Consider the following 22332-nt stretch of genomic DNA (forward strand, 5'->3'; position numbering starts at 1 on the left):
GCCACACGAAAGGTTCGATCGCCCGGTGCCGGAGGCGCGGGACCATGCGTTCCGGACTGCAAAAGTGTGGGGAACCCGTATTGTCTGACCATGCCGGTGAGCACCGACACGTCAACGAGCGGGGAAAGTTCCTCCGCACCAAGCGTCCCCATGATCGCCCTTGAGCATGTCAATAAGCATTTCGGCGACCTACACGTACTCAAGGACATCACCCTCGAAATCCCGCGCGGTCAGGTCGTCGTAATCCTGGGCCCCTCAGGTTCCGGAAAGTCCACCCTGTGCCGCACCATCAACCGCCTCGAGCCTATTGACGGCGGCACCATCCGAATCGACGGCGCCATCCTCCCCGAGGAGGGACGCGCCCTGGCGAGCCTGCGGGCCGAGGTCGGGATGGTCTTCCAGTCGTTCAATTTGTTCTCACACAAAACCATCCTGGACAACGTGACGCTGGCACCGATCAAGGTACGCAAGCACAACAAGGAGACCGCGCGTAAACGCGCGATCGAACTACTCGAACGAGTCGGCATCGCCAGCCAGAAGGACAAGTACCCAGCACAGCTGTCGGGCGGCCAGCAGCAGCGAGTTGCCATCGCCCGCTCGCTGGCCATGGGACCCAAGGTCATGCTGTTCGATGAGCCCACCTCGGCTCTGGATCCGGAGATGGTCAACGAAGTACTCGACGTCATGGTGTCGCTGGCCAAGGAGGGCATGACGATGCTGGTTGTCACCCACGAGATGGGATTCGCGCGCAAAGCGGCCGACCGCATCATCTTCATGGCCGACGGGGCAATCGTCGAGGACTCCGATCCGGAGAGCTTCTTCACGAACCCGAAGTCCGAACGCGCCAAGGATTTCCTCGGCAAGATCCTCGGACATTGATGAGCCGCCTGCGTGATGAAGATGCTCGGGTGATGAGGAGACGGCACACCGCACTGGTGGCGGCGTTGGCCTTGCTCGCCACACTGGTCAGCGCCTGCGGCAGCACCGAACCACGCCAACTACTCGGATCGATCCGCGGCGGCACGGTCATTCTCGGCACCAAGTTCGACCAGCCTGGCGTAGGCCTGCAACATCCGGACAAGAAGATGAGCGGCTTCGACGTCAAGATCTCCGAGTACGTCGTCAACGCGATCGCCGACGAGCTCGGGGTGAAGCACCCCACCATCCGTTGGTACGAGACGCCCTCCGCACAGCGCGAGCAGCTCATCGACAACGGCACCGTAGACATGATCGCCGGCAGCTATTCGGTCAATTACAGCCGCGCACAGAAAGTCTCGTTCGCCGGACCGTATCTCATCACGTATCAGGGGCTCTTGGTGCGCAAGGCGGATGATTCGCTAACCACGTTGGATGACCTGAACCGAGGCAAGAAGCTGTGCTCGGTCTCCGGCTCGACGCCGGCACAAAACGTCAAGAACCTGCTGCCGGGCACCCAGTTACAGGAGTTCGATTCATACTCGTCGTGTGTCGAGGCGCTGCGACGCGGCAAGGTCGACGCGCTCACCACCGATGAGACGATCTTGGCGGGATACGCCAAGCGCTACGAGGGCGAGTTCAAGCTGATTCAAATGAACTACGAGCTGAGCAAGCCGCTGTGTATCGGAAATCCCAAGAGGCAACGGCGTAACGGGGACCCGTTCTCCCGTGAGGTGTACGGGATCGGCCTCGCCAGGGGCGATACCGCGGCCATCGAGGCCATCGATCGCGCGCTCGACAAGATGATAGCCACCGGAGCCTGGGATTCCGATCTGCGAGAAGCACTCGGCGACAGCACGATCGATGGCTGGGAGAAGCGCGCCGAAAGCGGCACCTACGGACTGCGGCCCGACCCGTCACTGGCCGCGATCGAGAAGATCACCGGCACCAAGCCGGCGGCCGATCCAGCCTGCGGGGCCGCATGAACGCACTGTGGGCGAGCATGGGACCGCAGCTGTGGCCGGCATTCTGGACCACTCTCAGATTGACATTTTTCTCGGCGGTGGGCGCCTTGGTGTGGGGCACCCTCCTCGCGGAGTTCCGGGTCTCACCGGTGCCGGTCATGCGGATCTTCGGCACCTGGTACGTCAACGTGGTCCGGAACACGCCGCTCACACTGATCATCTTGTTCTGTTCGGTGGGGCTCTATCAGAATCTCGGTATCGCGCTGGCACCCGAGAACTCCAACTTCATCAAGAACAACAACTTCTGGCTATCGGTTCTCGGGTTCTCCTTGTACACAGCCACTTTCGTATGCGAGACACTGCGTTCGGGCTTCAACACCGTTCCCTTGGGCCAGGCCGAGGCGGCGCGATCTCTCGGATTGCCGTTCTGGCGGGTCCTGACTCTCATCGTGTTGCCACAGGCCATGCGGTCGGTCCTGGCGCCCATGGGCAGCGTGCTGATTGCACTCGTGAAAAACACCTCGATCGCTTCGGCGATCGGCGTGGCCGAGGCTGCCTTGCTGATGCGTTCGGAAATTGAGCTGTTCGCCGATCAGATCGTGTGGATCTTCCTCATCATCGCCGCGGGATACATGGTGATCACGCTGACGATTGGATTGTCCTTCGGCTACTTCGCCAAGCGACTGGCGGTGAAGCGATGACCGGCGCCACCGTCATGTACGACGCACCCGGCCCAAAGGGCCGCGCGCTCAACCGGATTATCGCCGTGGTGTTCACCGCCCTGGTGGGCGTGGTGGCCGCATGGGTGATCTGGACTCTGGTCGCCAACGAACAGCTCACCACTGAGAAGTGGTCGCCCTTCCTGCGCCTGAACACCTGGACGACATACATACTGCCCGGCCTGCTGGGTACCGTCACCGCCGCGGCGCTGTCGATCGTGTTCGCACTGGCGCTCGGTGCGGTCCTCGGTATCGGCCGCCTCTCCGAACACCGCGCGGTGCGCTGGATCTGCAGCGCACTCGTGGAGTTCTTCCGCGCCATCCCGGTGCTGATCTTGATGGTCTTCTCGTACTACCTGTACGGCCAGCAGGCCGTTTTCCCGTCCGAGTACCTGGCCTTCGCCGCCGTGGTGACGGGACTGTCTCTCTACAACGGTTCGGTCATTGCCGAGATTCTGCGTTCGGGCATCCAGTCGCTGCCCAAGGGGCAGTCCGAGGCCGCGGTGGCGCTGGGCATGCGCAAGTCGCAGATGATGCGACTCATCCTGCTCCCCCAGTCGATATCCGCGATGCTGCCCGCGCTCATCTCGCAGATGGTCATCGCATTGAAGGACTCCGCGCTGGGCTACGCCTTTGGCTACATCGAGGTGGTGCGTTCCGGTATCCGGTCGGCGTCCTACTACGGAAACTATCTGCCTGCCCTCGTGGTCGTCGCGGTCATCATGATCATCATCAATTTCGCCCTGTCCTCGCTGGCCACCAGAATCGAACGCCAACTACGCCAGGGCAGAACGAAGAAAACCATCGAGAAGGACCTGAGCCAGGACTTCGGCGAATAGTCAGCGGATCGGCAGGGGCGACTCGTCACCTTCGGGTCGCGGACCGAAGATGCGGCGCTGCGTTTCGGCGATCGGGGTGTCGTTGATACTGGCTTCACGACGGGACATCAAGCCCTCCGACGTAAATTCCCATAGTTCGTTGCCGTAGCTGCGCCACCACTGCCCGGCCTCATCGTGCCACTCGTACTGGAAGCGCACCGCCATCCGGTTCTCCCGGAATCCCCAGAGTTCCTTGCGCAACGCATATCCATTCTCTTTGGCCCACTTTCGGGTCAAGAAGGCGACGATTTCTGCGCGCCCGGTAATGAACTCGTCGCGGTTTCGCCACACAGAATCCTCGGTATAGGCGGCGGCGACACCCTCGGGGTCGCGGGTGTTCCACGCATTCTCGGCGGCCCGTACCTTCTGGTGGGCGGTTTCGATGTCGAATGGCGGCAACGGCGGGCGTGTCATGTGTCTTTCCTTGTCTACAGCGTCTACAGCGGTGGATTGGCCGGCGAGGGTTCGGCATGCCCCCACCGCAGAGGGCTGCCATTGACGGTCTCAACAACCTCGTCGATGGTGAAGTCGACCGAGCACTGCGCGCCCGGGGCGAAGGTGCTCTCATCCCAATTCAGGCGCGCCGTCCCGGTGAGCTGCAACGTCGATCCGGTGCGCCAGTCGGGAATCAACAGGCCACACCGCGGGTCGACGTGCAGATTTCCTAATGTCATGAACATCGAGTTGCCCAGGTAATCGGGCCAGCGCAGCAACTTCGGCGACAGCAGGCGCAGAAAACCCGGGTTGCCACCGCGATGCGACGCATCGGCGTTGCCGTCACCGTCGGCCGTTCCGATGATGAAGGTGTCGGTCACCGAAACCGCCTGTTGTTGAGCGTCGTCCAGAGCGCTCCCGCGACGCGTCTCACCGGGCAGGCTGGGGCCGATTTCTGAGATATCGCGCCGTGCGATGTACTTGGGGCAGTTCGAGTACACCTGGTCAGTGGTGACAATCAGACCGTCCCCCGAAGGCACGGATGTGCCGTTGACACGCATCCGGCGCCGGCGCTGCGGCTGCAAGGCGAGCATCCCGATCTTGCGCTCCGATTGAAGAACCCCGGCCAGAGGATCACCGTAGTCCGGCGTCGCGTCTATCACGATGGTTCGGGCATCGGCGGCGTGCGCGAAACCCGGCGGGCCCACGATCTGGCTCGCCCACATGCGGCCATCGTCATCTCGCGCTGAAATAAACACCAGCGGCTGGGCGGCCAGAAAGGCCGCCGCAACCTCCGGTATATCTGCCGAGATGATCTGACCGACTCGAATGGCGTTGTCGGACTGACCCATTCGGTGCTGAACGGCGAGTTCACCGGGGTGATAGGCCATCTCAGAAGAACCCGCAGGTGGGCGCGTCGCCCACTGGCGCTTGGTGCTGCTCGGCGCCGCTCGCCGCGAACACCTCAAGACGTATTCCATCCGGATCGGTGAAAAAGATGCCTCCCGAGGTCGCACCCTCCCGGTGCGCGACAACCCCGTCGTGTACGAACACCGTCGATAGTTGCTTCAAGATCGCCTCCACCTGCTGCACCTGCCGCACGGAATCCACTTGGAACGACAGATGGTGTAAGCCCGGAGTGGCCGCCGAGAATTCCCCGCTGCTCTGTTCCCACAGGGTGAGCACGGGGCCGCTGTCGAATCCCAGGAAGGCGAACCGCTGCGCACCGTCGGCGCTCACCGCAAGTTCGTCGAATCCAAAGGCCTGGCGGTAGAACGCGATCGAGCGCTCCAGATCGCTGACGTTCAGTCCGATGTGGCCGGTGACGACGCGGGGCGCGGTGGCTGCACTCATGAGAAGCCTTTCTAACCTATTAAATAGTATTACCGGTTAGACCGTAATCACAGCCGGCCCGCATTGTCAACCATCTATATCGTTTTTGCCGGTTATAATTTCTCCGAGGCACTCGCGCGATAGGGAGGCCGCTAACCTCAGGCCATGTCCGATCCACGTCCCCATCTCGGCGAACCGCTCGCACTGGATCTACTGAACACCCGGTGGATGAGTGGCGATGGGCCGCGGGATCTACTGACCGATCTCGATGGCCTACGAGTCTGGTTGCATACCAACAATCTTCACACTCTCTGCGCCGCCGATACTCAGACGCGGGAGGCGCTACTCGCCGCACGTGAGGCCATCTACCGCGCGGTGAAGGATTCCCAGATCGACGGCCTCAACGCTGTGCTGTCCCACGGCGCGATCCGCCGATCTTTGACCGCCAACGGGCCACTCGACACTGCCGAGGTCACCGAATCACACTGGCTCCCCGGGTGGCTGGCCGCCGACAATCTACTCGCCTTGCTCTCCGAGTCACCCGACCGGATCAAACAGTGCGCCCACCCACAGTGCGTGCTGTTCTTCTATGACACGTCCAAGAACGGTGCGCGCCGCTGGCATTCCATGACTACCTGCGGAAACAGGGCGAAGGCTGCGCGGCACTACGCCAAAAACACCTAGCCAGCCTTCACAGCCGCATCACAGGTGGGATTCTTACTCAACTATCACAATCGAAGCATTACATAACAGGTACCACTTCGTTACCATAATCACCATGCGAAACATCGTATTGACCATTGGCGTGTCCGCCGTCTTTGGAGCGGCATGCGCGGGGGCAGCACTCTCCGGTGCGCCGGTGGCCTACGGCGCTCCGTTGAATTTCGACTGCTTGCAGGTTGCGACGCCTGTTGGCATGAATCTGACCTGCGTGAACCCCACCCCGTTCACGATGGACGCACATTTCAAGGGAAATTGCGGCCCCCTACCGATGCTTAACGAAGACACTGAGATCGGGCCATTCAAGACAATCTCCCGCCAAGTGCCATGCCTGCCGGGTGTGCAGTCACCATCCGCCGAAGCGTCGATGAGTATGCGGTCCAATGGCACCGATGAGGGTGATCCGCCGCCGAGCCCATCGGCTCGCCCCTTCGGGCTGTAACTCATCCGACGTCGCGTCGATCCTTTTCCGAGGCGAGGGCATTCTTCACCACGTCGTAGGCCATCGACTGGCCATATCCGCGCCGTGCCAGCATGGCGACCAACCGTCGCGCCGCCTTGATCCCGCCGTCGTCGAGATTCTCCGACCTGAGTTTCTTTGTGACGAGCTCCGCTGCCCGCGAGCGCTCGGCCTCTCCGTCGATCTGGGCGAGCGCGGCTGCCGCATTTTCGGCAGACACCCCCTTGGTGCGCAGCTCTGCGGCCAAGGCGCGCTTGCCCTTCCCGGAATACGTATGCCGGGACTGCACCCACTGCGTCGCAAAGTCAGCATCATTGACCAGCCCGGCGGTGGCCAACCGATCCATAATTCGTTCAGAGACATCATCGGGGTACCCGCGCCGCGCCAACCTCTCAGTCAGCTCGGCGCGGGTACGCGCCCGACTTGTCAGCAGGCGAAGGCAATATGACCACGCCTGCTCGTCCCGCGAGTCAACCGGTTCACGCGTCGGGGCTTCGGGGACCGACGCGACCCGGGCTCGCAGATCGTCAAGGGTTCCTTGCGAACCCGCTACAGAAACCGAATCAGAAATCGACTGGGGCCGGGACGACTTCGTCATCGGTCAGCACCGCTCCGATACCAAGCTTTTCCTTGATCTTCTTCTCGATCTCATTGGCGACATCGACGTTCTCCAGCAGGAAGTTACGGGCGTTCTCCTTGCCCTGGCCCAGCTGCTCGCCTTCATAGGTGAACCAGGAACCGGACTTACGAATAAAGCCCTGCTCCACGCCCATATCGATGAGCGAGCCCTCCTTCGAGATGCCCTTGCCGTAGAGGATGTCGAACTCGGCCTGCTTGAACGGCGGCGACACCTTGTTCTTGACCACCTTGACGCGGGTGCGGTTACCCACCGCATCGGTGCCGTCCTTGAGAGTCTCGATGCGACGCACATCCAGGCGCACCGAGGAGTAGAACTTCAAAGCCTTACCACCGGTGGTGGTTTCGGGTGAACCGAACATCACGCCGATCTTCTCGCGCAGCTGGTTGATGAAGATTGCGGTGGTACCGGAGTTGTTCAGCGCACCAGTCATCTTGCGCAACGCCTGGCTCATCAAGCGGGCCTGCAGACCGACATGGCTGTCACCCATCTCACCTTCGATCTCGGCGCGTGGCACCAGCGCGGCCACCGAGTCAATGACGATGAGGTCGATGGCGCCGGAACGCACCAGCATGTCGGCGATTTCCAGAGCCTGCTCACCGGTATCGGGCTGCGATACCAACAGCGAGTCAGTATCGACACCGAGCTTCTTGGCGTACTCCGGATCGAGTGCGTGCTCAGCGTCGATGAACGCGGCGATACCGCCGGCACGCTGCGCGTTGGCGACGGCATGCAGAGCCACGGTGGTCTTACCCGAGGACTCCGGACCATAGATCTCGATGACACGGCCGCGGGGCAGACCGCCGATGCCGAGCGCCACGTCCAGTGCGATGGAGCCGGTCGGGATCACGGAGATGGGCTGGCGCACCTCGTCGCCGAGCCGCATGACCGAGCCCTTGCCGAAGCTCTTGTCGATTTGTGCGAGCGCGAGCTCGAGAGCCTTCTCGCGATCCGGTGCCTGCGCCATGGTGTTCTCCGTTTCGTCGTTGTGTTCGAAGATCGGGTTTCCGATCGGTTGAGGCAGACGCTAAACCCACCCACCGACAAGTGGTTGACCTGCGAAAACCATCCGCTCGAACATGCACAACACTAGGGCGAACATCTGTTCGAATCAAGCAGGCGCGCCGGTACGGCGTGTCACCTGTGGTTCACCACTGATCGCGCGGCACGTCGAAGTCCGCACACAACGCACGCCACACATCCCGCGGCTCCACTCCGTCTTCGACGGCCTGCGACGCGGTACGCCCACCGAGGGCCGTCAACACATGATCGACCAGCACCGACGAACCGTAGGCCGCTCCAAACCGGCCGGTGACAAGCTCGTGAAACTCCGTCAGACGCACACCGTCACCTTAGGGCCGCCAGTACGTCCTGGCACACCCGTACCGGATCCTCGACAGCGATGGCGCCCGCCGCGGCCCGGCGAGCGGCCTCGCGGTAACGCGGTTCCCCCAACACCCGGCCGATGGCGGACGCCAGAGAATCTCGACTCAGCGGCCGCACCAATTCGGCACTGCCTTGCCGCACAACACGATTCGCCAGTTCCCACTGATCACCACCGCCAGGAACCACCACCGTCGGCACTCCGGCCAGCAACGCCTTGCTCAGAAAGCCGTGTCCCCCACCACAAACCGCCAGATCAGCCCCGGACAGCAGTAGATCCTGGCGCGCCAGCCCGGCAATCGCCCAGGACGGCAGTCCCGACGAGGGCGGTTCCAGCGCGGAAATGACCACGCGGGCACCAGCCGATTCCAGGGCCTGCACCGCCAGCTCGGTCATTCCCTCGGCTCCGGTGAAAGCCGTCGACGGTGCGATCACCACCACCGGACCGGACCCCGAAGGCGGCTGCAACACAACGTCAGTGGGCTCCCAATGCAGCGGCCCCACCACGACGGCCTCTGCCGGCCAATCCGGGCGCGGCACCTCCAGAGCGGGCAGCGTCGCGATCAGCCTGCGCATGGGGCCGGGATCGCGCGCAGGCAGCCCGATCTCCACGCGTGCCTGTGAGCGCTGTCGCAGACCCTGGTCAATCGATTTCTGGGTCAGCCGGCGCATGAGCCCGTCACGCAATCTGCCGCGCAAGCCGACACCGGGAGCCAGCCCACTACCCAAGGGCGGCAACCCCTTTGACGGCAGATACAGTGGGTGCGGGTTCAGCTCCACCCACGGCACACCCAGTAGCTCCCCCGCCATACCGCCACAAGCGGTAATGACGTCCGACACGATGAGATCCGGAGCCAGCGCTCTGAGCTGATCAAGATTTGCCAGCGCCATATGGGCCGCCCGCTGATGAATTTTGGCGCCCGAATCCGCGTCGTCGTCGTCAACCCGGGGCTGTAGCCCCAGCAGCTCCACCGATTCCACGCCCGCGGCCCGCGCCTGATCAAGCCAGCGGGTACCCGTCAACAACACCGGGTCGTCCCCGGCAGCGGCGAATTTCAAGCACAACGCGAGGGCAGGGAAGGCATGTCCGGGATCGGGACCGGCCACCACGGCAACACGCACCGCCCTACCCTGCCACAGCGATTCGGGCTACGTTGAAACGCATGACCGATACCACGCTGGAACGCTCCACCCTGGCCCCAGCCGAAACCGTCACCCGCTTCCTGGAGGCCGCTCAGAATGGCGACACCGAGTTCGCCGAGAAAGTCCTGGACGAGAACCTCGTCTACCAGAACGTTGGCCTACCCACCATCTACGGACGTCGCGCCGCACTGAAGGTCTTCGAGCCGCTCAAACGGCCCGGCTTCGGGTTCGAGGTGAAGATTCATCGCACCACCACCAACGGAAACACCGTGATGAATGAACGCCACGACGCCATCGTCCTCGGACCACTACGGCTGCAATTCTGGGTATGCGGGGTCTTCGAGGTTTCCGACGAGGGCACCATCACTCTGTGGCGCGACTACTTCGACATGTTCGACATGTTCAAGGCGACGCTGCGGGGCCTGATAGCCATTCCCCTGCCCGCGCTGCGGCCACGTTTCTGACCGCTAGGCGGTCTACGAACCGGTCCAACCCGCCTTGGGCTGTACCCCGATATCCGGCCACACCCCTTTTCTGAGCCGCAACACCTGCCTACCGTGGCCTCATGACGGACACGTTGACCAGCACCCGCCCGACCGAGATCATCGAGGGATTCTGGGATGCCATGCGCCGCAGCGACCTCGCGGCCCTCGATGCGCTGCTCGAGGACTCCGTTCGCTGGGAAAACGTCGGTCTGCCCACCGTGCGGGGACGCGCCGCGGTCATGCGGGCCTTATCAGCGCTGAGGTTGCCGGGGGCCGGCTTCGACGTCAAGATCCATCGGATAGCAGCCAACGGCAATACGGTGATGACCGAGCGCACCGACGTCATCTTCGCGGGGCCGCTGCATATCGCATTCTGGGTATGCGGTGTCAGCGAGCTTTCCGACGGCGGCAAGCTGACACTCTGGCGCGACTACGCGGACGTCTGGAACATCACCAAAGGATTCGCGCGCGGCATCCTGGGCATCGTCGTTCCCGCACTGCGCCCGAAGCTCTGAATCTCACGACAGCGGGGTCTTGTCGGTTTCCCTCACGGCCCGGTACAGCAGCACTGTGCCCAGAATCAGCGCGCCGACCACCAGCATCGGCACCACGAGCTTGAAGATGGCACCCACCATGAGGAAGGCCAGCCACACGAGCAGCAGCACGCCAATGATCTTCCACACCGCAAGTACCCACCATTCTCTCGACGTGCCACGATGACTCAAGCCTGGCAGGGCGATCGGCGCCTGAGGAACCCCGGAGCCGGAAGATCAGGGAAAGATCCGGGATTACCCTGACAGCTGGCCGAGCTCGTCGAGGGCACCGGCCCAACCGGTCAGGCGATCGGTGGCAGATACCAGGTCATCGAAGAGCGCCCCCCGCGACATGGGTGACGCGACCACCGCGCCGCCGTTGCCGGCCGATACCAATTGCGCTGCTGCGGTGACCAACTCGTTGTACTGACGTACGCCGGTGTCGAGCTGCGCAGTGAACGCCTTGATGGTCGGCTGTAGGTACTCGCGGGTGTGCGGGGTTTCAGCGGCGGCCCTCTCCATGGACACCACTTCTTTGGCGGTCGCGGCCATCACGTACGCGGCCCGATTGGCGGCCGAAAGAACCTGCCGCCCTTCACTCTCCGGAATCATGCTGCCGCGTTCCACCACACCGAGCAGCGAGAAGAGGGATCGTTCGGCGGCGTCCAGGGCCGCCATCGGCGGGCGCGCTGAGGACCCGTAGGGCGGCAGTCGCCGCTCCACTCCCGGGCGCGGCGGCGGCAGCGGTTCCGCCTTCAGATAGCGGTATCGCACCAACAGATAGGTGGCCGGAATGGCGCAGCCAGCCGTCAGCAGCGCCGGGATGATCAACAGCCAGGGCGGTGCTCCGGTGGTGGCCAGCACCGTGGTGACAAGCAGCCCTGCCACGCATGCCAGCGCCCAACGGATGCTCCAACGCTTGGCCCGCAGCCGCTTTCGCAACAACTTCTCGCGCTTATCGGACATCGCGCGCATTCGTGCCGCGAGCTCCTCACCGAGATCATTGACGTTCGTGGCCAGGCGGCGCAGCAGCTGCTCCCAGCCTCCGTGCACCGCGGCGCGACGAGGCGGCTGGGGTGTCATGTTCACATTGTGCCCGAAAATCCAACATCCGCCGAGGCCGAATTCCGATGAGACAAATCCGCCGGGGGTGAGCACTCACGCTCGCCCCCGGCGGATTGAAGAGAAGAAAGTTACTGCTGTCCCAGCGGATTGGCCGGGTTCGCCTGCTCGGGTGATGTCGCGGGCGCGGGTGTCGCGGTGCTGCCGGTGGGCAGCGCCTCACCCTTCATCGAAGCGCGGATCTGTTCCAGCCGCGAATGCCCGGCCATCTGCACACTGGCCTGCTCCACCTCGATCATGCGGCCCTGCACCGAGTTCTGCGCCAGCTCGGCCTGCCCGAGGGCATTGGCATAGCGGCGCTCGATCTTGTCGCGCACCTCATCCAGGGTCGGGGTGTTCCCGGGGGCCGCCAGCTCACTCATGGACCGCAGCGAGGCGGACACCTGCTCCTGCATCTTGGCCTGCTCCAGCTGGCTCAGCAGCTTGGTGCGCTCGGCGATGCGCTGCTGCAGCATCATCGCGTTCTGCTCAACGGCCTTCTTGGCTTGGGCGGCCGCGGCAAGTGCCTGATCGTGCAGGGCCTTGAGGTCCTCGACGCTCTGCTCGGCGGTGACCAGCTGAGCGGCGAAGGCCTCGGCCGCGTTGTTGTACTCGGTTGCCTTCGCGGTATCGCCCGCGGTGGTCGCTTGATCGGCCAGGGTCAGCGCCTGACGCACGTTGACCTGTAATTTTTCGACGTCCGCAAGTTGACGGTTGAGCCGCATCTCCAGCTGACGCTGGTTCCCGATGACCGAGGCGGCCTGCTGCGAGAGCGCCTGATGGTTCCGCTGAGCCTCCTCGATGGCCTGTTGAATCTGGACCTTCGGGTCTGCGTTCTCGTCGATCTTCGCGTTGAACAGTGCCATCAGGTACTTCCACGCCTTGACGAACGGGTTAGCCATGAGATCGATCCGCCTTCTGCTTGGATGCCGGTAGTCGTCGCTACCTACGACTGCGTGGGTCCCAACTTATCTGTTGCATGCCGATCCCCACACCCCCTACCGGGCGCGAAACAATGCGACCGCCACAGTAGTTAGGCGGCCGCCATTGCGCGAACCTGCGGAATGACGACCTTGGTGGCCACGTCGATCCCGCTGAGTGACCCGGCCGTCGATGCCAGCGCCGCCTCCGAGGCGGCAACAGGAGCCTCCCGCCGCGCCAGTCTCTCGCTGACCTCGGACAATACCTGCGACAACGGCACATCGAGCGCACCGCAAATCGCGGCAAGCAGCTCGCTGGAGGCTTCCTTACGGCCGCGCTCGACCTCGGACAGGTATCCCAGGCTGACACGCGCCGAGTCCGATACCTCGCGCAGCGTCTTACCCTGCCCTGAACGTGCACTCCGCAGGGTGTCGCCGATGGCTTCTCGAAGCAACAGCGCCATGTCCATCTCCTTAACGTCTGTCCGCGTCCATACCGCGTAGTAGTTGAGTCTGCCTTGCTCAACGTTGCCGCGCATCCAGAGGTTCCCGTTGCGGACAGTCATAAGAGTCACTGCAGTCCACTCAACTCCGCCCATCCCTGAGGTGCCACTCACCGGCCGGGGGGCGACGATGCGCCGATGATGGCCAAGAGCTGGAGCTTTTCGTAGCTTTCACTACCGGGTACGGCCGTGTACACGAGCAAGGAGGTGGACTCCACCGGGTCCAGCAGAATCTGGCAGTTCAGTTCGAGCAGCCCCACCTCGGGATGCCGGAATCGCTTCATCTCCTTCGGCATGACGCCGACCTCATGCTCTTTCCACAGCGCACGGAACTGCTCGCTCTCAGCGTTCAGCAGCTCCGCGAAACGGGCAGCTTTGGATCCAGGCCCGCGCGCGGCCAATACCCTTCGAAGCCCGGAGGCATACATCCGTGAATAGAACTGGTGATCCTCGACCGGATGTATGGAACGCGTGGCGGGGTCGGTGAACCACCGGTAGCCGATACTTCGTGCTGGTCCCGCATACCGGGTCAAGTCACCGGCGAGTGCGATACCCAGCGGGGTCTGCCGCAGAGTCTCGCCCAGCTCCGTGACGATCTCGGCCGCGGTATCGGGGGTGAGCCGGTCAAAAATCCGCATCAAACCCGGGCTGATGTATTCACTTTCGCCACCGGACGCCGGTGGTTGATGACCGGCGAGCCGGAAAAGATGATCGCGCTCCTCGCGTGACAGGTGAAGGCCCTGTGCGATCGCGGCAATCATCTGCTCCGAGGGCTGCGGCCCCCGTGCACCCTCCAAACGCGCGTAGTAATCGGTTGACATATGGCACAGCGCCGCGACCTCCTCGCGCCGCAATCCACGAGTCCGCCGGCGCTGTCCACGTGGAAGCCCGACATCGTCCGGCTGCATTGCCTCGCGGCGGCTACGGAGAAAGCCGGCTAGGCCCGCCCGATCGATCATGCGTGCATCTTGCACCGCGGCCGCCCGCTTATCCACGGATCGTCAGTCCGTGGATACGCAGCACGCCCGCGGGGACGCTCGTCTCAGATGCCTCGATACCGGCACAACACGCCAACACCAGGAGCAATCACATGCCGCGCACACCGTATGACGTCGACATACCCGACCTGTCAGGACAACGCGCGGTGGTCACCGGCGCCAGCGACGGGATCGGGCTGGAAATCGCAATGAAACTCGCCGGGGCGGGCGCCGACGTGTTCATGCCAGTACGAAACCTGCGTAAAGGGCAAGCTGCCGTCTCCAGGATTCGCGCACTGCACCCCCGTGCGCACCTGACACTGGCCGAACTCGATTTGTCGTCATTGGTATCCATCGCTGACCTCGGTGAAAAACTTTGTGCTGAAGGAACTCCCATCCATCTGCTGATCAACAACGCAGGTGTGATGACCCCACCCGAGAGACAGACCACTGCCGACGGGTTCGAACTGCAATTCGGCACCAACCATCTCGGCCACTTCGCACTCACCGGTCACCTCTTGCCGCTCCTGCGGGCCGGGCGGGCGCGGGTGACGTCGCACACCAGCATCGCGGCGCGCAGCGGCGAGATCAATTGGGATGACCTGAATTGGGAGCGCGGTTACGACGGTATGCGCGCCTACCGGCAGTCCAAGATCGCATGCGGGCTGTTCGGTCTGGAGCTCAGCCGGCTGAGCAACACGGCCGGCTGGGGAATCACGAGCAATATCGCCCATCCGGGAGTCGCCCCCACCAGCCTGCTGGCTGCGCGCCCGGAAGTCGGGCGCACCAAGGACACCACTGAAGTCCGGATGATCCGCTGGCTCTCGGCGCGCGGGCTCATCGTGGGCACCGTCGCAAGCGCCACACTGCCCGCCCTGATGGCCGCCGTGGCACCGGAGGCCACAGACGGCGGTTTCTACGGTCCGCGCTGGCCCGGCAGCGCCGGCGGCCCTCCAGGACCGCAGAAACTCTGGAAGCCGTTGCACAGCATCAGGAATGCGTCACGACTGTGGCAGGCATCCCAGGAACTGACCGGTGTCACCTTCACCTGAAAAACGCTAATCGACCGGCAGCACCATGACCGCCGATTCCAGCGGCGGGAATCTAGGGGGTTTTCGGCCGTGGGCGCAGCGCCTGGACCAAATAGTCGATACCGGTGATGACGGTGAGGGCCACCGCCAATCCCATCAAGATCAGCGCAGCGGTGTGCCAGTGGCCGGTCAGCGGCAGCAGATAGCCCGCGATCGCCAACGACTGCACCAAGGTTTTGAGCTTGCCACCCCGGTTCGCCGGAATCACACCATGGCGCAGCACGGAGAAGCGCAAGACGGTGATTCCGATCTCGCGGACCAGGATGACCGCGGTGACCCACCACGACAGATCGCCGAGCAGACTCAGCCCCACCAGCGCCGCGCAGATAAGGGCCTTATCGGCTATAGGGTCTGCGAGCTGACCGAATGGGGTTATCAGGCCGTAGCGGCGGGCAAGTATGCCGTCATACCGGTCAGTGGCGATGGCCAGCGCGAACACTCCAAAAGCGGCAATGCGCCAGGAGCTTTGATGCCCGCCCTCGGTAAAGAGCACCACAACGAACACCGGCACCAGCACGATGCGTAGCACGGTCAGGATGTTGGCTATGTTCAGCACCGGCACCGGCGCAGCCGAAGCCGCCGAATCAGGCTGGGTTTCCGGTGGCATCGGCACGTCAAACACCCTATCTGTTCGTGAGCTGGCTACTGTTCACGCATGAGCGCTGAAGGTACATCCGGCATCTCGGACAATCCGGGGCATCCCGCCCCCGCGGTGACCGTGCGCCGTGCCCGTACCTCCGACGTCCCCGCCATCAAGGCACTTGTCGATGTCTATGCCGGGCGCATTCTGCTGGAGAAAAACCTTGTGACGCTGTACGAGGCCGTCCAAGAATTCTGGGTGGCCGATCTCGATGGGGAGATCGTCGGCTGTGGAGCTTTGCATGTGCTGTGGTCGGATCTCGGAGAGGTGCGCACCATCGCCGTACATCCACGGCTCAAAGGTGCCGGCGTCGGACACGCGCTCGTCAGCCGCCTGCTCGAGGTGGCCAGCGAGCTGGAACTCAAGAGGGTCTTCGTGTTGACCTTCGAGGTCGACTTCTTCGCCAAACACGGCTTCCGCGAAATCGACGGCACTCCGGTGACCGCAGAGGTGTACGAGGAAATGTGCCGCTCCTACGACACCGGTGTGGCCGAATTCCTCGACCTGAGCTATGTGAAGCCGAACACCCTCGGCAACACCCGGATGCTCGCACATCTCTCATCTCGGCCTACGTGACGCGGCGGTCAGCAATGATCGAGGCATGCCACGACTACGCCAAGTGTCCCGTGCCGAAACCGACGACCGACTTGTCCATCGCATGTACGACCAGATTTTCGGCGACCGTGACCCGGTCGCCGATCCGGGCACGACGACGGGCACACCAGGTGACTGGTGGACGGTTTTCGCGCTCGTTCCCGATGCGCTGAAGCACTCGGTGCAGGGTTTCGCGTTCTACCGCAGCCCCGACCGCAAGCTCGACCCTGTGCTGCGCGAACTCGGCCAGACCAGGGCGGGATGGGCACGGCGCAGCCAGTTCGTCTTCTCCCAGCACTGCAAGTCCTGCCGCATGGTCGGCATGACCGAGGAGATGATCGCCGCGATCCCCTCCTGGAGTACCGCCGAGTGCTTCACTGCGGTGCAGCGCGCGGTGCTGGCCTATACCGACTGCCTGGTCCTCGATGGCGGCCGGGTGCCCGACGGGGTATTCGCCGCGCTGCAGGCTCATCTCTCCGACGAGGAGATCCTGGAGCTCACCTACATCACCGCCATGTACGAAATGCACGCCGTGATGAGCACGGCGTTGCGCTTGGAATGGGATAACCGCGAAGAACCGATCGTGGAGATCGCCGCACCCGAGGGTTTCACATCCTTCGACGTGGGTGACGCCATCGCGCTGAGGCGCGACGAAAACGCCTAGAAGTCCTCGGGCACTCCGCCGTCGTCCTCGTCCTCGTCGGCTCCTCCGCCGCCACGTATCGAGGCGAGCACTCCCGCAAGATCTTCGGGCTTCACCATCACTTCGCGTGCCTTGGATCCCTCGCTGGGACCGACGATTCCGCGTGTCTCCATCAGATCCATCAGGCGGCCCGCCTTGGCGAATCCCACCCGCAGCTTGCGCTGCAGCATCGACGTCGAGCCGAACTGGCTGGAGACCACGAGCTCGACGGCCTGCAGGAAGGCGTCCATGTCGTCGCCGATATCGGGATCGACATCGTCCTTACCGGGGCCGCCCCCGACCTTGGCCGTGGTGACGCCCTCGGTGTACTCCGGCTCGGCCTGCTCCTTGCAGGCCGACACCACCGCGGAGATCTCCTCGTCGGTGATGAACGCGCCCTGCATACGAATCGGCCGCCCCGCGCCCATCGGCAGGAACAATCCGTCGCCCATACCGATGAGCTTCTCGGCGCCGGGCTGATCCAGGATGACACGGCTGTCGGTCAGCGACGACGTCGCAAAGGCAAGACGTGAGGGCACATTCGTCTTGATCAGACCGGTGACGACATCCACCGATGGGCGCTGAGTGGCCAGCACCAGGTGAATACCGGCCGCACGCGCCTTCTGGGTAATGCGCACAATGGCGTCCTCGACGTCCCGGGGGGCCGTCATCATGAGGTCGGCGAGCTCATCGACGACGGCGAGGATGTAAGGGTACGGCCGGTATTCGCGCTGACTGCCCAGCGGCGTGGTGATCTCTCCCGAGCGCACCTTGGCGTTGAAGTCGTTGATATGGCGCACGCGGCTGGCCTGCATGTCCTGGTATCGCTGCTCCATCTCCTCGACCAGCCAGGCAAGCGCCGAGGCCGCCTTCTTGGGTGAGGTGATAATCGGCGTGATCAGGTGCGGAATGCCTTCGTAGGGAGTCAGTTCCACCATCTTGGGGTCGATCAGGATCATCCTGACCTCCTCCGGGGTGGCCCGTGCCAGCAGCGAAACCAGCATGGAGTTCACAAAACTGGACTTACCCGAACCGGTGGAGCCGGCGACCAGCAGGTGCGGCATCTTGGCCAGGTTGGCCGAGATGAAGTCGCCCTCGATGTCCTTACCGAGACCGATCACCAGCGGGTGATGATCACGACGAGTTTCGGGTGCGGTCAGCACGTCGGCCAGGCGCACCATCTCGCGGTCGGTGTTCGGCACCTCGATACCGACCGCCGACTTCCCGGGGATCGGGGCGAGTAGACGCACGCTGTCGGTGGCTACCGCGTAAGCGATATTGCGTTGTAGCGCGGTAATTTTCTCCACCTTGACGCCCGGACCCAGCTCAACCTCATAGCGGGTGACGGTGGGACCACGGTTGAATCCAGTAACCGCGGCATCGACCTTGAACTGCTCGAGCACTCCGGTGATCGCGGCGATCATGTCGTCATTGGCCGCGCTGCTCTCCTTCGGCGGATCGCCCGCCACGAGCAGATCCAGTGAAGGCAGCGTGTACGGACCTTCGATCACTCGATCGACAACGGGCATCTGCGGCTTCGGCTTGGCCTTCTTGGTCGACTTGACCACCGGCGCGGGCTTGGGCGCGGGCGGAGCGGGCGGCTCCGGAGCCGCGGCCGCCTCTTCCTCGATCGGGTAGTTGTCCATCGGCGTGGCTCCACGCGTGAACTCACGCGTCGCCTCGTAGTCGCCTTCGGACTGCCCGTCTTCGTAGTCTTCGTAGTCCGGGTCGTCCCACTCCTCATCCCATTCGTCATAGTCCCTGGGCGAGAACATGTTCCGAAGGGTGTCCGGGACGTCGCGAATCGTGGTACCGGTCAACAGCAGCACCCCGAAGACAATCGCCATCACGAGCAACGGTGCCGCGATCCACGCGGTCAGCCCCTGAGCCAGCGGTCCACCGATCACGAAGCCGACGAATCCGCCTGCGGCCGAGCGGCCCTCGGGAGAATCGGGCGAACCCGCAAACAGATGCCACAGCCCCAGGATCGGCAGCGCGACCATGGCGAAGCCCAGTAGGAGGCGCGGACGCTCTTCCGGATTCGGTTCGGTACGCATCAGGAATACGGCGATGACGAGCGCAATGATCGGCACCAGCGCGACGCCGGAGCCGACAACCACGCGGAAGGCATTGTCGATCCAGCCGCCAACCGGCTTAGCGGCATGGAACCACGAGCTCGCCCCCACCACGAACGCCACGCCCAGCAACGCCAGGGCAACGCCGTCGCGCCGGTGACCGTGTTCGATATCGTGAGCCCGGCCCACCGACCGGAACAACGACCCGACGCCATGGGCGCACGCATGCCACCCCGTGCGCGCACCACGTCCCAGCGCAGCCAGAGGTGCGGTCCAGTGCTGGTTACGACGCTGATTGCGGCGCCGTGGGGCCGGACGGCGGGTCGGTGCGGTGTTGCGCGACCGGGGGCCCGGTTTGGTGTTCCGGCTGCGTGAGCGGCTGACAGTCTTACTCGCCATGGGCGACAGCCTAGTCGCAATAGTCACATCTGCACCATCTGCAACACGGGTAAAACCGCTAGTAAGCAAATGTTTTGTCACCTACGCGAGGCCGCCCTGAGACAGTCTCGTGACCTGGGAAACGCCCTAACGGTCCGGGCGCGGCTTGGTCTCGCCCAGCCAGGACTGATTCGCCGCGATATAGAACTGGTCGCCGTTGAAGCTGCTCGCCGAATGGCCCCGGAAGCAGTACACGCCCTCATCCTTGGTGACGGCACATTTCACGGCCCGGTAGTTGAAGTAGTTACCCGGTGTGAGCACGGGTGGACGCGTCGCAGGGGTAAACAGCTGTTCACCGGTCGCGTCGAAATGGGCGCGCCAATCCCCCGGGAACCACGCCACCTGGTTGGTGCCGGCCGGCGCCCCCGGGAACGAACCGTTGCAGCCGAAGCTGCCGTCTATCCAGATCGCGCAATTGAGTCCCCGCGGCGTCGAGAACCAGGCCCCGTCGGTGTCATCCCGCAGGAATTGCTCGAAGTCAGCCTGCCTGAATTTAGTGGCGTTGTTGACGTCCGGATAGGGATTGGGGTCGGCCGAGATGTCCGGATCCGCCAGCGCGGACATCGGCGAGCCGCCCATCAACCCCAGGGCCAACGCGGTGATGCCCACAATCCGAGTGAGGAGCCCCACTTCAACCTCCAGACGCATTCCATGGTTATCCAGTCAGCAAAATAGCGAGGCCGAGTGTACGGAGGTCTGGCGCCCGCCGGGGTAAAACCGGCCAGGACAATTGACAATGACTGTTGCCAACATTGTCGATGCTCGCTAGCCTTTTCTTCATGAGTGGCAACGGCGCCCTGCCGACGGTCGGTACCCATCCCCATGACTACTACTGGCGAGCGGGCATGGAACTGCGCCCCGCTCCCAGCCGCCTGCGGTTCGACTCGATGTGGACCCAATCGCGCAGGGACATTCTGGAACCGTGGATGGACTTTCATGAGGTTCCCCGGGAGACGGACCGCACCCGCCTGCTGGCGGATCACCTGTGGCAGGGCGACGAACTGATGGACGCCGTAGTGGACAGGATCCGCAAGATGCCGGCCCGCCAGGGCCGGGCAATGCTCAACCGGGCCCTTGATCACGGCATCGAGTCGATCGAGGATCCGCCCGCCGAATTCGTCGCGTTGTTCGAGCAGCTCGACAATCCGCCGGCGTGGTACGACCCCGACCTCTGGGAGCGCGGCCGACAGCTGTGGAACAACTCCTCGCTGGCCGCCAAGTTCGGCATGGGGTTCGGCGACACCTTCGGCACCTTTGTGGGCGACGAGGTCGCCTACGCAACCGGTGCGACAGGCAGATTCGTCAATGACACCCTGCGCCGCAACCTAGAGACCACCGCATGGTTTCGCAAGATGACCTACCGCGGTGCGCTGGAGCGCTATGCACAGCCGTTCAAGGACACCGTCCTGGTGCGCCTGATGCACGCACAAGTGCGCGCCGGACTGCGAAGATCCTGGGGTAACGAACAATTCGCCCACCATGGCAACCCGATCTCCAACTCGATGATGATGGGTGCGGCGATGACCTTCGGCCTCATTCCGCCACTGATCGATCATCAGCACGGACGCACCCGCACGCAGGCAGATTTACAGGCCGCCGTCATGTATTGGGCGTACATCGCCTACATATTCGGCGTAGCCGAGGAGCTCATTCCCACATCGGTGTCCGAGGGGATGGAGACGATGGACTACATGGTGGCCTATGCCGGCGGCCCCTCGGAATGGACAGACATCATGATGGGCGCCGCATTCGGCTTCGTGGACAAGGGTTTTGCCGGCCGGGTCGGACGCGCGGTTTTCACCCCAATTCTCGGTGTCGCCGCGTACTACGGCGGCGAGGACCTGGTCCGCGCGCTTGTACGAGCGACTCCCCTGCGAGACGCCCGGCTACAGCCGTGGACCACGCTCACCGGAATCGCGGTGCACGCCAATGTGACACTGCGACGAGTCGGCGACAAACTGCCGGGCGCTGCGCGCCGTGCTCAACAACGCGATGGCGAACTGTTGTGGTGGTCGGCGATGCTCGTGAACAAGACGCTGGCCAAGCTGGGTGGTATGCACGACATGTCGTACACCCATCACGACGCGACGGCGGCGACACCGGCAGGCTGCCCGGTGCCGCACGCCCCGCGTGTCAGTGCCTGATTCGTGTCAGTGCCTGATTCGTGTCAGTGCCTAATCCTGGGCGCCCAGCCAGGTCTTACCGGGCGACACCATGAACTGGTTGGTGTAGCTCGCGTAGTTGCCGCCGCCGGTGCAGTACACATTGTTCTCCGGCGTTGTGGCGCAGCGGGTACTGCCGAGCTCTATGTAGTTGTTCGCCGGCAGCACGCGCTGGGCCTGGCCCGACGAGAATCGGGGCTGCCCCGTGTTATCAAAGTGCGCCGACGAGTCTCCCCTGAACCAGCCAATCTGGTTGGCGCCGCCGGGAGCACCCGGGATCGTGCCTGTACACCCAAAGCTGCTGTCCTCCCAGATGCCACAGTCCAAGCCGAACGGCGTCGAGAACCACAGACCTGGCTTGTCCGCGATCCGGAAACCCTCGAAGTCCAGTTTGGCGTATTTGCTGGTATCCGGGTACGGGTTCTTTTGCGGGTCCGCGGCAGCAGGCAGCGCCGCTCCCGCCGATATAGCCAAGCCAGCGACCGCTCCCGCAATCGCAAACAACTTACGCGACATGATTTGCCTCTCCCCTGTTTCCTAATGA

Annotated in this window: 28 protein-coding genes; 12 read left to right on the forward strand and 16 right to left on the reverse strand. The window is 63.5% G+C overall.

What is annotated here, in order from left to right; genetic code table 11:
- Positions 1-150 precede the first annotated feature (150 nt).
- From gluA to MAB_RS15485, 4 genes are read left to right on the forward strand one after another with little or no spacing between them, the layout of a single operon-like run.
- Positions 151-879, forward strand: coding sequence for a glutamate ABC transporter ATP-binding protein GluA (gluA, locus tag MAB_RS15470; protein WP_005081846.1), 729 nt, complete (start codon positions 151-153; stop codon positions 877-879).
- Positions 879-1901: a glutamate ABC transporter substrate-binding protein gene (locus MAB_RS15475; protein WP_005111551.1), complete on the forward strand. Its 1023-nt coding sequence runs from the start codon at positions 879-881 to the stop codon at positions 1899-1901. Before gluA ends, MAB_RS15475 begins: the two co-directional genes overlap by 1 nt.
- Positions 1898-2581, forward strand: coding sequence for an amino acid ABC transporter permease (locus tag MAB_RS15480; protein WP_005057178.1), 684 nt, complete (start codon positions 1898-1900; stop codon positions 2579-2581). Before MAB_RS15475 ends, MAB_RS15480 begins: the two co-directional genes overlap by 4 nt.
- Positions 2578-3438 carry an amino acid ABC transporter permease gene (locus MAB_RS15485; protein ID WP_005090302.1) on the forward strand — a complete coding sequence of 287 codons (861 nt, stop codon included), beginning with the start codon at positions 2578-2580 and terminating at the stop codon, positions 3436-3438. Before MAB_RS15480 ends, MAB_RS15485 begins: the two co-directional genes overlap by 4 nt.
- On the opposite strand, the gene MAB_RS15490 is transcribed toward MAB_RS15485, so the two are convergent.
- Genes MAB_RS15490 through MAB_RS15500 form a run of 3 tightly spaced genes read right to left on the reverse strand, consistent with a single transcriptional unit; the run spans position 3439 to position 5265 of the window.
- Complete coding sequence (locus MAB_RS15490; RefSeq protein ID WP_005076559.1) at positions 3439-3891, reverse strand: nuclear transport factor 2 family protein; 453 nt, start codon at positions 3889-3891, stop codon at positions 3439-3441.
- Between the two features lie 23 nt (positions 3892-3914).
- Positions 3915-4802 carry a pyridoxamine 5'-phosphate oxidase family protein gene (locus tag MAB_RS15495; RefSeq protein WP_005111553.1) on the reverse strand — a complete coding sequence of 296 codons (888 nt, stop codon included), beginning with the start codon at positions 4800-4802 and terminating at the stop codon, positions 3915-3917.
- 1 nt (position 4803) lies between these two features.
- Complete coding sequence (locus tag MAB_RS15500; protein WP_005093742.1) at positions 4804-5265, reverse strand: VOC family protein; 462 nt, start codon at positions 5263-5265, stop codon at positions 4804-4806.
- Between the two features lie 144 nt (positions 5266-5409).
- On the opposite strand from MAB_RS15500, the gene MAB_RS15505 reads away from it, so the two are divergent.
- Both MAB_RS15505 and MAB_RS15510 read left to right on the forward strand, forming a co-directional pair.
- Complete coding sequence (locus tag MAB_RS15505) at positions 5410-5928, forward strand: CGNR zinc finger domain-containing protein (RefSeq protein ID WP_005081838.1); 519 nt, start codon at positions 5410-5412, stop codon at positions 5926-5928.
- Between the two features lie 94 nt (positions 5929-6022).
- On the forward strand, positions 6023-6406 hold the full coding sequence (locus MAB_RS15510; RefSeq protein ID WP_005057171.1) for a hypothetical protein: 384 nt from the start codon (positions 6023-6025) through the stop codon (positions 6404-6406).
- Position 6407: 1 nt separating this feature from the next.
- Here MAB_RS15510 and recX read toward each other — a convergent pair whose 3' ends face one another.
- From recX to MAB_RS15530, 4 genes are all read right to left on the reverse strand, one after another.
- Positions 6408-7022, reverse strand: coding sequence for a recombination regulator RecX (gene recX / locus MAB_RS15515; RefSeq protein WP_005116815.1), 615 nt, complete (start codon positions 7020-7022; stop codon positions 6408-6410).
- Positions 6988-8028, reverse strand: a complete 1041-nt coding sequence (gene recA / locus MAB_RS15520) for a recombinase RecA (protein ID WP_005057169.1) — start codon at positions 8026-8028, stop codon at positions 6988-6990. Before recA ends, recX begins: the two co-directional genes overlap by 35 nt.
- A 181-nt stretch (positions 8029-8209) precedes the next feature.
- Complete coding sequence (locus MAB_RS15525) at positions 8210-8404, reverse strand: DUF3046 domain-containing protein (RefSeq protein WP_005057168.1); 195 nt, start codon at positions 8402-8404, stop codon at positions 8210-8212.
- Positions 8405-8408: 4 nt separating this feature from the next.
- Positions 8409-9566, reverse strand: a complete 1158-nt coding sequence (locus MAB_RS15530) for a glycosyltransferase (protein WP_005090308.1) — start codon at positions 9564-9566, stop codon at positions 8409-8411.
- Positions 9567-9607: 41 nt separating this feature from the next.
- On the opposite strand from MAB_RS15530, the gene MAB_RS15535 reads away from it, so the two are divergent.
- Together MAB_RS15535 and MAB_RS15540 are read left to right on the forward strand one after the other, a co-directional pair.
- Entirely contained in the window at positions 9608-10051 is a 444-nt protein-coding gene (locus MAB_RS15535; RefSeq protein WP_005057166.1) for a limonene-1,2-epoxide hydrolase family protein, read from the forward strand.
- A gap of 101 nt (positions 10052-10152) precedes the next feature.
- A complete protein-coding gene (locus tag MAB_RS15540) occupies positions 10153-10587 on the forward strand; it encodes a limonene-1,2-epoxide hydrolase family protein (RefSeq protein WP_005081832.1) in 435 nt (144 codons plus the stop codon).
- 3 nt (positions 10588-10590) lie between these two features.
- Here the strand turns inward: MAB_RS15540 and MAB_RS15545 are convergent, their stop codons facing one another.
- From MAB_RS15545 to MAB_RS15565, 5 genes are all read right to left on the reverse strand, one after another.
- Positions 10591-10755: a hypothetical protein gene (locus MAB_RS15545; RefSeq protein ID WP_005111558.1), complete on the reverse strand. Its 165-nt coding sequence runs from the start codon at positions 10753-10755 to the stop codon at positions 10591-10593.
- A gap of 105 nt (positions 10756-10860) precedes the next feature.
- Positions 10861-11688 (reverse strand): phage shock envelope stress response protein PspM, encoded by an 828-nt coding sequence (gene pspM / locus MAB_RS15550; protein WP_012296632.1) that lies wholly within the window; start codon positions 11686-11688, stop codon positions 10861-10863.
- A gap of 110 nt (positions 11689-11798) precedes the next feature.
- Positions 11799-12608, reverse strand: a complete 810-nt coding sequence (gene pspA / locus MAB_RS15555) for a phage shock protein PspA (protein ID WP_005057162.1) — start codon at positions 12606-12608, stop codon at positions 11799-11801.
- A 131-nt stretch (positions 12609-12739) separates the two neighbouring features.
- The gene (gene clgR / locus MAB_RS15560) at positions 12740-13090 is read right to left on the reverse strand and encodes a transcriptional regulator ClgR (protein ID WP_005081829.1); all 351 of its coding nucleotides are present in this window, start codon (positions 13088-13090) and stop codon (positions 12740-12742) included.
- Between the two features lie 149 nt (positions 13091-13239).
- Complete coding sequence (locus MAB_RS15565) at positions 13240-14088, reverse strand: helix-turn-helix transcriptional regulator (protein ID WP_005133070.1); 849 nt, start codon at positions 14086-14088, stop codon at positions 13240-13242.
- A gap of 131 nt (positions 14089-14219) precedes the next feature.
- Between MAB_RS15565 and MAB_RS15570 the strand changes: the two genes are divergently transcribed.
- On the forward strand, positions 14220-15158 hold the full coding sequence (locus MAB_RS15570) for an SDR family oxidoreductase (protein WP_005090311.1): 939 nt from the start codon (positions 14220-14222) through the stop codon (positions 15156-15158).
- Positions 15159-15210: 52 nt separating this feature from the next.
- Here MAB_RS15570 and pgsA read toward each other — a convergent pair whose 3' ends face one another.
- The gene (gene pgsA, locus MAB_RS15575) at positions 15211-15810 is read right to left on the reverse strand and encodes a CDP-diacylglycerol--glycerol-3-phosphate 3-phosphatidyltransferase (protein WP_005093751.1); all 600 of its coding nucleotides are present in this window, start codon (positions 15808-15810) and stop codon (positions 15211-15213) included.
- Between the two features lie 42 nt (positions 15811-15852).
- On the opposite strand from pgsA, the gene MAB_RS15580 reads away from it, so the two are divergent.
- Positions 15853-16413, forward strand: a complete 561-nt coding sequence (locus MAB_RS15580; protein ID WP_005057157.1) for an amino-acid N-acetyltransferase — start codon at positions 15853-15855, stop codon at positions 16411-16413.
- 25 nt (positions 16414-16438) lie between these two features.
- Positions 16439-17095 carry a carboxymuconolactone decarboxylase family protein gene (locus MAB_RS15585; RefSeq protein WP_005081822.1) on the forward strand — a complete coding sequence of 219 codons (657 nt, stop codon included), beginning with the start codon at positions 16439-16441 and terminating at the stop codon, positions 17093-17095.
- Here the strand turns inward: MAB_RS15585 and MAB_RS15590 are convergent.
- Both MAB_RS15590 and MAB_RS15595 read right to left on the reverse strand, forming a co-directional pair.
- Entirely contained in the window at positions 17092-19587 is a 2496-nt protein-coding gene (locus MAB_RS15590) for an FtsK/SpoIIIE family DNA translocase (protein ID WP_012296633.1), read from the reverse strand. The genes MAB_RS15585 and MAB_RS15590 overlap by 4 nt on opposite strands.
- 126 nt (positions 19588-19713) lie before the next feature.
- Positions 19714-20274, reverse strand: coding sequence for a hypothetical protein (locus tag MAB_RS15595; RefSeq protein ID WP_005081818.1), 561 nt, complete (start codon positions 20272-20274; stop codon positions 19714-19716).
- 110 nt (positions 20275-20384) lie between these two features.
- On the opposite strand from MAB_RS15595, the gene MAB_RS15600 reads away from it, so the two are divergent.
- The gene (locus MAB_RS15600; RefSeq protein ID WP_005081816.1) at positions 20385-21770 is read left to right on the forward strand and encodes an oxygenase MpaB family protein; all 1386 of its coding nucleotides are present in this window, start codon (positions 20385-20387) and stop codon (positions 21768-21770) included.
- 30 nt (positions 21771-21800) lie between these two features.
- On the opposite strand, the gene MAB_RS15605 is transcribed toward MAB_RS15600, so the two are convergent.
- On the reverse strand, positions 21801-22304 hold the full coding sequence (locus MAB_RS15605) for a hypothetical protein (RefSeq protein ID WP_005090325.1): 504 nt from the start codon (positions 22302-22304) through the stop codon (positions 21801-21803).
- Between the last annotated feature and the right edge of the window lie 28 nt (positions 22305-22332).

The organism is Mycobacteroides abscessus ATCC 19977, from assembly GCF_000069185.1.
In the GTDB taxonomy this organism is placed as follows: Bacteria; Actinomycetota; Actinomycetes; order Mycobacteriales; family Mycobacteriaceae; genus Mycobacterium; species Mycobacterium abscessus.